Annotated in this window: 9 protein-coding genes and 1 pseudogene; 5 read left to right on the forward strand and 5 right to left on the reverse strand. The window is 71.4% G+C overall.

All coding sequences use genetic code 11. The annotated features are described in order from the left end of the window. The 3 genes from iolB to iolC are packed head-to-tail and all read right to left on the reverse strand — an operon-like array spanning position 1 to position 2,772. A complete protein-coding gene (gene iolB / locus ABD811_RS39590) occupies positions 1–909 on the reverse strand; it encodes a 5-deoxy-glucuronate isomerase (RefSeq protein ID WP_344958122.1) in 909 nt (302 codons plus the stop codon). Beyond that, a complete protein-coding gene (locus tag ABD811_RS39595) occupies positions 906–1,775 on the reverse strand; it encodes a Cgl0159 family (beta/alpha)8-fold protein (protein WP_344958124.1) in 870 nt (289 codons plus the stop codon). Before ABD811_RS39595 ends, iolB begins: the two co-directional genes overlap by 4 nt. Next, positions 1,768–2,772 carry a 5-dehydro-2-deoxygluconokinase gene (gene iolC / locus ABD811_RS39600; protein WP_344958126.1) on the reverse strand — a complete coding sequence of 335 codons (1,005 nt, stop codon included), beginning with the start codon at positions 2,770–2,772 and terminating at the stop codon, positions 1,768–1,770. The genes ABD811_RS39595 and iolC overlap by 8 nt, the downstream gene beginning before the upstream one ends. A 108-nt stretch (positions 2,773–2,880) precedes the next feature. On the opposite strand from iolC, the gene ABD811_RS39605 reads away from it, so the two are divergent. Next, the gene (locus tag ABD811_RS39605; protein WP_344958129.1) at positions 2,881–3,930 is read left to right on the forward strand and encodes a LacI family DNA-binding transcriptional regulator; all 1,050 of its coding nucleotides are present in this window, start codon (positions 2,881–2,883) and stop codon (positions 3,928–3,930) included. Between the two features lie 74 nt (positions 3,931–4,004). Here ABD811_RS39605 and ABD811_RS39610 read toward each other — a convergent pair whose 3' ends face one another. Further along, entirely contained in the window at positions 4,005–4,406 is a 402-nt protein-coding gene (locus tag ABD811_RS39610) for a hypothetical protein (protein ID WP_344958131.1), read from the reverse strand. A 41-nt stretch (positions 4,407–4,447) separates the two neighbouring features. On the opposite strand from ABD811_RS39610, the pseudogene ABD811_RS44100 reads away from it, so the two are divergent. The 3 genes and pseudogenes from ABD811_RS44100 to ABD811_RS39620 form a co-directional block, all read left to right on the forward strand. Then, positions 4,448–5,053 (forward strand): annotated as a pseudogene (locus ABD811_RS44100) (aldehyde dehydrogenase family protein); the annotation flags it as partial. A 28-nt stretch (positions 5,054–5,081) separates the two neighbouring features. After that, positions 5,082–5,246 carry an aldehyde dehydrogenase family protein gene (locus tag ABD811_RS44105; protein ID WP_425549509.1) on the forward strand — a complete coding sequence of 55 codons (165 nt, stop codon included), beginning with the start codon at positions 5,082–5,084 and terminating at the stop codon, positions 5,244–5,246. A gap of 158 nt (positions 5,247–5,404) precedes the next feature. Further along, a complete protein-coding gene (locus tag ABD811_RS39620) occupies positions 5,405–7,579 on the forward strand; it encodes an NACHT domain-containing protein (protein WP_344958133.1) in 2,175 nt (724 codons plus the stop codon). Between the two features lie 721 nt (positions 7,580–8,300). Here ABD811_RS39620 and ABD811_RS39625 read toward each other — a convergent pair. Next, a complete protein-coding gene (locus tag ABD811_RS39625) occupies positions 8,301–8,480 on the reverse strand; it encodes a hypothetical protein (RefSeq protein ID WP_344958135.1) in 180 nt (59 codons plus the stop codon). Between the two features lie 10 nt (positions 8,481–8,490). Here ABD811_RS39625 and ABD811_RS39630 point away from each other — a divergent pair, with 10 nt between their 5' ends. Next, the gene (locus ABD811_RS39630; protein WP_344958137.1) at positions 8,491–8,838 is read left to right on the forward strand and encodes a hypothetical protein; all 348 of its coding nucleotides are present in this window, start codon (positions 8,491–8,493) and stop codon (positions 8,836–8,838) included. Positions 8,839–9,044 lie beyond the last annotated feature (206 nt).

Genomic DNA, 9,044 nt, shown 5'->3' on the forward strand with positions numbered 1-9,044 from the left:
TCAGTCCTCCTTCCGGACGGGCCCGGCCGCGGACGTCAACGGCACCCGCGGGTCCAGCGCGGCGGAGTCCCACGTGGCGCGCACCCAGGCGTGCGCCGGGTCGTCGCAGATGAGCCACGCCCGCTCGGGGTCGGGGCCGGCCATCACGTTGAGGTAGTACAGGTCGTAACCGGGCGCGGCCATGGACGGGCCGTGCCAGCCGTGCGGAATCAGCACCGCGTCGCCGTCGCGCACCTCGGCGAGCACGTCGACGGGACGCTCGGCCGTCCCGTAAACCCGCTGGTAGGCCACCCCGGCACCGGCCGGCCCCCTACGGATCTCGAAGTAGTAGATCTCTTCCAGGCGGCTTTCGCCCTCGCGTGCCTCGTCGTGCTTGTGCGGTGGGTAGGAGGACCAGTTGCCGCCGGGCGTCAGCACCTCGCACACCAGCAGCCGGTCGGCCGGGAAGGTGTCCGGCAGGCAGTAGTTGGTGACCTGCCTGCTGCAGTTGCCCGCGCCGCGCGGCTCGACGGGCACCCGCTCGGCCGGGCCGTAGCGCACCGGCAGCCTGCGTTCGCAGCGCGCCGACGGCAGGGCGAACCGGCCGCCGTCCCGGCTGCTGATCACCGCCTCGGCGTCGCGGGGCAGATAGGCGAAGTCGGTGACCCGGGAGAAGACGCTCTCGCGGCCCGTCAGTCGCAACGACTCGCCGTCGCAGTCGACCCGGCAGCCGCCGGACAGCGGGAGCACCAGATGCTCGGCGTCCCCGGTGGTGATCTCGTGCGATCCGCCCGGGGGCAGTTCCAGCACGCGCAATCCGGAGAACTCCCAGCCCGCCGACTCGGGCGTGATCACGGTGGTGAACGGCCCGTCGGCGGTCTCACCCGCTCTCACGTGCAGCGTGGCGTCGGTGTGCACGACCGGGTTCACAGCAGGCTCACCGCCCTGTCCACGGCGCCCGCCACGTCGTCGTCTGCCGGGTAGAGCAGTGACCGGCCCACCACCAGTCCGCGCACGACCGGCAGCGCCAGGGCCTCCTTCCAGGACGCGAACGCCGCGTCGGCGTCCCGGACCTCGCCGCCGAGCAGCAGGACGGGCAGCGTCGTGGCGGCCAGCACCCGCTCCATCCCGGCCACGGCCGGCAGCTTGAGCCAGGTGTGGGCGGAGGTCGCGCCCAGCCCGGACGCGACCGCGATCGACTTGATCACCGCGTCCGGGGACAGGTCGTTGCGCAGCTGCCCATCCCGCCACGCCGACCAGAACGGCTCCACCATGGCCACCAGCCGCCGCTCGGCCAGCGCGTTCACCGCGCACGCCGTGTTCTCCAGGATCGAGGGGGTGGCGGGATCCTCCGGCGCGATCCGGGTCAGCATCTTGCCGCCGTCGAACCCCATGGCCGCGATGGTGCCGGCGTCGTAACCGGTGAACCGGTCGTCGACCTCGAAGGCGGCACCGGCCAGGCCGCCGCGGTTCATCGAACCGAAGACCGCCTTGCCGTCCAGCACGCCGAGCAGCAGCAGGTCCTCCAGGATGTCTGCGGTGCCCAGCACTCCGGTGACGCCCGGCCGGGCCAGCGCGACGCACAATCGCTCCAGCAGCTCCGCCCGGTCGGCCATCGCGGTCGGGTTCCCCCCGGCCGCCAGGGCGCCACGGGCCGGATGATCCGCGGCGATGATCATCGCGCGGCCGCCGTCGCCGAGCGGGGACGCGGCCTTCACCCGGCTCGCCGCCGCCCGTGTGATCGCCTCGGGGTCGTGCGCCCGGGTCTCGATGATCTCCCGCAGCCTGTCACGCATGGTCGATCCCACCGTTCTCCCTGTTCGGTCCGCCGAGCCGCGTCAGCACCTGCGCTTCGGTCGGCATGGCTTCGGAGCAGGCCAGCTCGCCCGCGACATGCGCTCCGGCGGCGTTGGCGAACCGGACCGTCCGCCGAAGATCCCAGCCGGACAGCAGCCCGTGGCACAGCGCGCCGCCGAACGCGTCCCCGGCGCCCAGCCCGTTGACGACCTCCACCGGCACGGGCGGCACCTCCACCGCCCCGGCGTCATCGACCGCCAGCACGCCGCGTGGCCCCTGCTTCACCACCGCCAGCGAGACCCCGTGGTCGCGCAGCGCCCTCGCGGCCTCGTGCGGGTCGCGCACGCCCACGGCCGTCGCACACTCGTCGAGATTGCCGACGGCGACTGTGGCGTGGTCCAGCGCCTTGCGCGCCCAGGTGCCCGCCTGCTCGCGCGAATCCCAGAACATCGGCCGGTAGTCCAGATCGAGCACCGTGATGCCGCGCCTTCCCCGGGCCTCCAGCGCGGCCAGGGTCGCCGAGCGGCTCGGCTCGACGCTCAGCCCCGTCAACGTCACCCAGAAGATCCGGGCCGCGGCGATCGCGTCCAGGTCCAGCTCGCCGGGCTCGATGTCCAGGTCGGGGGCCTTGGGGGACCGGTAGAAGTACAGCGGGAAATCGTCCGGCGGGAAGATCTCGCAGAAGGCCAGCGGGGTCAGCAGCCGTTCGGACACGCCCACGAACCGGTCGTCCACGCCGTAGCCCATCAGCGCCTGGCGCACGAAGTCGCCGAACGGGTCCGCCCCGGTCTTGGTGATCACGGCCGATCGGCGGCCGTACCGCGCCGCCGCCACCGCCACGTTGGTGGCGGTTCCGCCCAGGAACCTGCCGAACGTGTCGACGTCCTTGAGCGGCACGCCGGTCCGCAGGGGATACAGGTCGACGCCGACCCGACCCATCGTCACGACGTCGAACACCCCGACGTCCTCAGGCGGCGACGGTTCCAGCCTGCTCACGTATGACCTCCCGGGCAGTGTGACCTATCGCGCTCTACTAGAGCGCTCTAGGTCCGGTACTATGAGCCCGGTCACAGGGTGATGTCAAGAGCCGAATGGGGGCGCACAGTGCACGACGGGGAGTCCGCCGAGCCGGACGCGGTCAAGGGCCGGCGCCCCACGATGGAGGACGTCGCCGCGCGGGCGGGCGTGTCCCGGGCGCTGGTGTCGCTGGTCTTCCGCGACAAGCCCGGCGCCAGCGCGGCGACCCGCGAGCGCGTCCTGCGGGCCGCCGACGAGCTCGGATACCGTCCCGACAACGCCGCCCGGCTGCTGGCGAGCGACCGCAGCCGCACCCTCGGCGTCATGCTGAACGTGCACCAGCCGTTCCACGGCGACCTGGTGGAGGGCATCTACCCGGAGGCCGAACGGCTCGGCTACGACGTGCTGCTGTCGGCCACCGGGCCGGGCCGGGACGAGCGCAAGGCCGTCGAGGCGCTGCTCGGGCACCGCTGCGAGGCGCTGATTCTGCTGGGCCCGAACGCCGCGGCCGAGCAGCTCGACGAGCTCGGGAGCCGCACGGTCACCGTGGTCATCGGCCGCCGCGTCCCCGCCGCCCACGTCGACACGGTGCGCACCGCCGACGCCAAGGGCATCCGGCAGGCCGTGAACTACCTGGTCGAACTCGGCCACCGCGAGATCGTCCACATCGACGGGGGCAGGGGCCCGGGGTCCGCCGAACGCCGCCGCGCCTACCGCGCCGCGATGCGCCGTCACGGTCTGGCGGACGCCACCCGGATCATTCCCGGCGACCACACCGACGCGGCCGGAATCGCCGCCGGGCGGACGATGCTCGCCGAGGGGACGATGCCCACCGCCGTGCTCGCCGGCAACGACCGCTGCGCCATGGGCCTGATGCACGCCCTGCGCCGTTCGGGCGTCGAGATCCCGCGCGACCTGTCGGTGGTCGGCTACGACGACGCCCACATGGCGCACCTGTGGCCGTTCGACCTCACCACCGTGCACCAGGATGCCGACAGCCTCGCCGAGCACGCGGTCCGCTGCGCCGTCGACAGGCTCGAGAACGCCACCGTCCCGCCCAGGGACATCGTCCTCGACCCCAAACTCATCGTCCGCGGCACCACCGGCCCGCCCCCTTCACGCTCATCCACTCGATGACGCCCTGACACAGGGCGGCAGCGACCGCGCGGCGTGACGACATCCCCGGCCGCGGGCGGTGCCGCGCCCTGCGTTCACCAAGGGACCCGAGCGTTAGGGCGCTCCACCACCCACAACACGGCGATGGCAACCGCCACGAGCGCCGGAACACCGAGCACCGCTGCAGGCCAGTCCCTGAGCAGGTAGACCACCACCCCGCCCACGACATGGCCACCTGTCAGGACCTGACCGGACGCCTCGCCGATCGGGTAGAACAGCGCGCCGATGAACAGCATCATGCCTGCCCAAGCCACCAGCCAGAGGACGAAGAACCCCGGGAACAGCGAGATCCGCTTGCTCTCGGCCCCGACCGTGAGCAGGGTGACGCGGCCGCGCCACATCTGGGCGCGCCCTGTCGTGCCGGGCTTGGCCTTGTCATAGAGCCCCTTGCCGACCTCGAACGTCCGGCGCTTCCCGTCGGGTGTCCTGACGGTCACCTCGTAGTGGATCTTGCCCCCGGCCGCCCAACTCGGTCGCCGAACGCCTGGTCACCCACCCCGGGGTCGACAAGATCGCCTTCACCGGCTCCACGGCGACTGGAGCTCTGACCGCTGCGCTGTGCGGCGCCGACATCCGCCGCGTCAGCCCCCAGCTGGGCGGCAAGACCGTGATGATCGTCACCGAGGACGCCGACGTGCAGGCCGCGATCGCCACCGTCCCCGCCCAGTCGCTGGCCAACAACGGGCAGATCTGCTCCAACCTGACCCGCATCATCGCCCACCGCGATGTCTACGCCGATGTCCTGGACGCTCTTGACAGCGTGTTCGACCGGCTGACGGTCGGCGACCCCACAGACCCGGCCACCGACATCGGCCCGCTGGCGTTCGAGGCCCAGCTCGACCGCGCCGCCGCCCACATCGCCCAGGCGATCGGCGAGGGCGCCACACTGCGCCGTGGCGGCACCATCTTTTGCCGCGACGGCCACTACCTGCAGCCGGGCATCCTCACCACCGACGACCCCCGCAACCACGCCTTCCAGACCGAGATCTTCGCGCCCGTGGTCACCGTCACCCCCTACACCGGCGACGACCACGCGATCGAGCTGGCCAACGCCACCCCCTACGGACTGGACGGCTGCATCTGGACCGCCGACCCCGGCCCGCGCCCTGCACATGACCTCCCGGATTCGCTCCGGCACCGTCCGCGTCAACGGCGCCGAGCCGCCCGTGCACGCCCCGCTCGGCGGCTACAAACGGTCCGGCATCGGCCGGAAGCTCGGCCCCGAGGGCCTGGCCGCCTACCTGGAGACCAAGGTCGTCGCCGATCCGAGGTTGTGAGGCTTACCCTGGCGGGGCCCTTGCGCTCGGCCCAAGCCATCCCTGCGCCACGGCGAGATCGCGGCGGTCAGCCGGTACGTCATCGCTTCGCGCCTGCCGGGCTGGCCGGTTGTGGCATCTCCGCCCGGCGGAGGGCGTGAACACGCCAGGATGACGCCATGTGGGGTGGTAGGTGGTGGCCGTGGCTGGCCGCCCATGCGGTGACGGCCGGAGTGCTGGTTTTGGGAGCGGTCACGTTCGCCCCCCTGGGCGGCAAGGACGGCCTGCAGATCTCGGCGAACCGCGCACAACTGACCGGTGGCCTTGTGATCGCTGCCGCGCTCCCCACCGTTGGCGTGTGGAGATGGGCCAGGCGACGATCACGCGAGCTCCGCGTGGCGGCCGCGCCCTCCAGCGACACACTGGCCCACGCCAAGGACGTCCTAGCCGAGTCGGTGGCCGTGCAGTGGAAGCACGAGGCGCGGCTGCGTTCGCTGGATGATCCCGATCCGATTCCAGTGCGCTGGCGCACCCACGAACAGAACCCGCAAAGCACGGCGCTGATGGACCACCCGGCCAACATTCAATCCGCAGCGGACCAGGGGTTGTGGTGGACGGCCTCCAGCGACGACATCGCCGCGCTGGCCGACCGGTTCCGCCGCACCCGACGGCGCCGCCTGATCATCCTTGGCGGACCGGGCACCGGCAAGACCACCCTGGCGCTGCAACTGCTGCTGCAACTGCTCGCCACCCGCAACGAACATCACGATGAACCCGTCCCAGTGCTGCTCCCGGTGGCTGGCTGGGACACCGAGCGGTACCCCCGGCTGCACGACTGGCTGGCCGACCGGCTCACCCAGGACTACCCTCAACTGCGCTCACCCGACATCGGCGCCAGCGTCGTTCGGGCCCTGACCGGGCGCGGGCACATCCTGCCGGTCCTGGACGGGCTGGATGAGCTGCCCCCGCCAGCCCAGGCCAAGGCGATCATTGCTCTGAACCGGTCCCTGGGAGGCGACGATCAGCTCATCCTCACCAGCGGCACCACCGAGTTCACCCACGCCGTCACCGCAGCCGGGGACGTGGTGACCTCCGCCGCCGTGCTGGAACCACGCCCACTGGCCCCTGCGGCCGCCGCCGACTACCTCACCCGTTGCCTGCCGCCCTCCCCAGGATCGGCATGGCAGCGAATCCTGACCGATCTGCGCAGCGTGCCCCCAGCAGATCAGAATCCCCCCGACCCGGCGGTGAACGGGCCGACAGCGGCGCTGGCCAGCGTCGCCGCCACCCCACTGGGACTGTGGCTGCTGCGCACCGTCTACACCGCACCCGGCGCCGACCCCGCCGAACTGGCCGACTCCGCCCGCTTCACCACCCCCGACGCACTACGGGCCCACCTGTTCGACCAGCTCATCCCCGCCGTAATCGCCACCCGCCCACCCCTGACGAGGCAGGAGGAGGCCGCTGACCTGTTTCGACCCCGCCGCCACCACGACCCCGCCCAGGCACGGCGCTGGCTGGGCTACCTGGCACACCACCTCACCAGCCAACCCGATCTCAGCGGCGACGGGCAGGGAACCCGGGACTTTGCCTGGTGGCGACTGGCAGCCACCCACCCCATCACCGGAACCGTACAACTCGCCGTAACCTTGCTCATCACCCTGGGGTTCGGGTTCGGGTTGGGGGCCCCCTTGTTCATGTACGAGCTCATGACATCCGAGCCCCTGTCTGAGTCTGAGGTCGCGTCCGGGGTCGTGTCCGTGTTCCCGGGTGCCGTGCTTGTGGTGGGGCTTATGGCGGGGCATCGTGCAAGATCCTGGGTGGGAGACGTCCCAGGGTACGCAGACTTGCGCATCCGTCAACGCCCGGAACTCGTGCGCTCGCTCACGGTCATGGTCATGGTTGTGCTGGGATTTGGAGTTGTTGGCGGGTTCAGATTCGCGCTTGATTCCGGGCTCAAGGCTGGGCTCGCGTGGGGGCTCGTGGCGGGGCTCGGGATCACGCCGGCGTTCCTGGACGGGCTCATCGAACGGGTAGAGACATCTGCGCAGACCCATCACGCCACAACCCCTCTGAGCAACTGGCGCGCTGACCGGACCCTGAACCTGTTTCGCTCCAGCACCGCCGCATTCGTGTGCGGGCTCCCGATGGGGCTCGCGTCCGGGCTCGTGGGCTGGCAGAGGTTCAATGCAGTTGGGTTCATGTTCGGGCTCGTGTTCGGCGGGGTTGCGGGCGGGGTGATGGGGGGCTCTCGTTCGGGCTCATGCTCGGGAGTGCAGGGCACCGGGCCTGGCTGGCGTACCTGGTGGCCACCTGGCGTCTGGCCCGGGCTGGCCTTCTGCCGCGCCGGTTGATGCCGTTCATGGACGACTGCCACCGCCTCGGGCTGCTGCGCGCGGTCGGCCCCATCTACCAGTTCCGCCATGCCGAACTTCAAGACCACCTTGCCACGACCTACCGGCCAGATGCCTGACCAGTTCGCGGCACTGTTGGTGCATGCGGGCCCCCGCCCCAGTTGGGCATGACATCCCGCGGGGGATTATGGGCCCGGTGGGATCAGCCGGCCCACCCGATTGACAGACGTCCTGCTGCGGCGTCACTTCCACACAATGATGAGATCGCGGCGCCCCGTCGAGCGCGCGAGTCTCCGGCCCTTGTCAGCCAGCGCCGTCAGCTCGGCGAGGAGGCCCTGTACCTGTGGATCGGGATGGCCGTCCGACCACCTGCCCAGGCACTTCAGGAACATCTCCAGCGAGCACCGCCCGTGCCATGAGGTGACCCCCGGCGGACCAGCCGTCCAGGCCCGTCTCGCGACCGACCCGGTCGGCCTGTGCATCGGACATCGTGACGAACGGCCACCCAGGCAGGTGCGCGGCACTGCGCCCGCTGCTGGCCATGACGTAGAACTCCACGGTCCCGGGCCCCGTCTTCGGACACGGGGCACCAGGCATCCACAGCATCGGTCCTCCTGAAGTCGTGTGGCATCTCGTGGGGCGCCGCGGGGTGGGCGCCGCGGCCAGCAGGGGGTGTGCCGCCGGAGCGGGGCCCGGCGGCACACCCATAGAGGGCGGCCCGTCAGCCGGCGAGCTGGACGTCGGCGCCGATCACGCGCTGCTCGACGGCGCACCAGCGGCAGACGCTCTTGATCACGCCGTCGATCATCGCGGTGGTGGCAGCGGCATTCAGCTCGCGGGCTGACCTGCCGGTCTGCGGCACCTGCACCGCGATCCTCAACGACGAGGCCGCCGCCTTCATCGCCGCCGAGATGCAGACCTCCGACCAGACCCCCGAGGAGGAGCAGACCACCCTGCGCCTGCGCGTCGGCCAGCGCATGCTGAACTTCCTCGCCGGGCGCCTGGACCCGCAGGCGCACGCCGACCTGCTCGCCGACATCGACCAGGCCGAGATCCGCAAGGCCGGCGCCGGGGCCAACGCCTACGTCACCACCACCCTCACCGGCGCCCAGACCCTCCTGCGAGCCGTCGAGGACCTGTACGCCGACATGCAGGCCAAGAAGGTCCGCACCACCCAGACCGGGTTCCGTGCCCATGTGGTGACCGCACTGGCCGCCGAGATCAACACCATCATCACCGGGGCGGCTGACGCGGCCTGACAGGCGACGCGGCCAACGGGGGCAGCCCGGCACACCGGGCGCCCCCTGCCAGCGCAGAGAGGGGCAACCTCAGGTTGCCCCCTTTCGCCCGAACGCTACAGCCCCCTCACAGTCACCCATGCCGCGTCTGCCATGCCGGACTAGGGCCTGTTCGTGGTCCAGATCAGTCACAGTCGAGTGACTCTGCCCGCGCCGGAGCGGGAGCA

Source organism: Actinomadura miaoliensis (assembly GCF_039536785.1).
Lineage (GTDB): Bacteria > Actinomycetota > Actinomycetes > Streptosporangiales > Streptosporangiaceae > Spirillospora > Spirillospora miaoliensis.

Excerpts from the sequence above, each read along its gene's own strand:
- ABD811_RS39625 (WP_344958135.1), bottom strand. The coding sequence starts at position 8,480 with ATGAAGGCGGCGGCCTCGTCGTTGAGGATCGCGGTGCAGGTGCCGCAG.
- ABD811_RS44105 (WP_425549509.1), top strand. The coding sequence starts at position 5,082 with ATGACCTCCCGGATTCGCTCCGGCACCGTCCGCGTCAACGGCGCCGAG.
- ABD811_RS39595 (WP_344958124.1), bottom strand. The coding sequence starts at position 1,775 with ATGCGTGACAGGCTGCGGGAGATCATCGAGACCCGGGCGCACGACCCC.
- ABD811_RS39630 (WP_344958137.1), top strand. The coding sequence starts at position 8,491 with ATGCAGACCTCCGACCAGACCCCCGAGGAGGAGCAGACCACCCTGCGC.
- ABD811_RS39620 (WP_344958133.1), top strand. The coding sequence starts at position 5,405 with ATGTGGGGTGGTAGGTGGTGGCCGTGGCTGGCCGCCCATGCGGTGACG.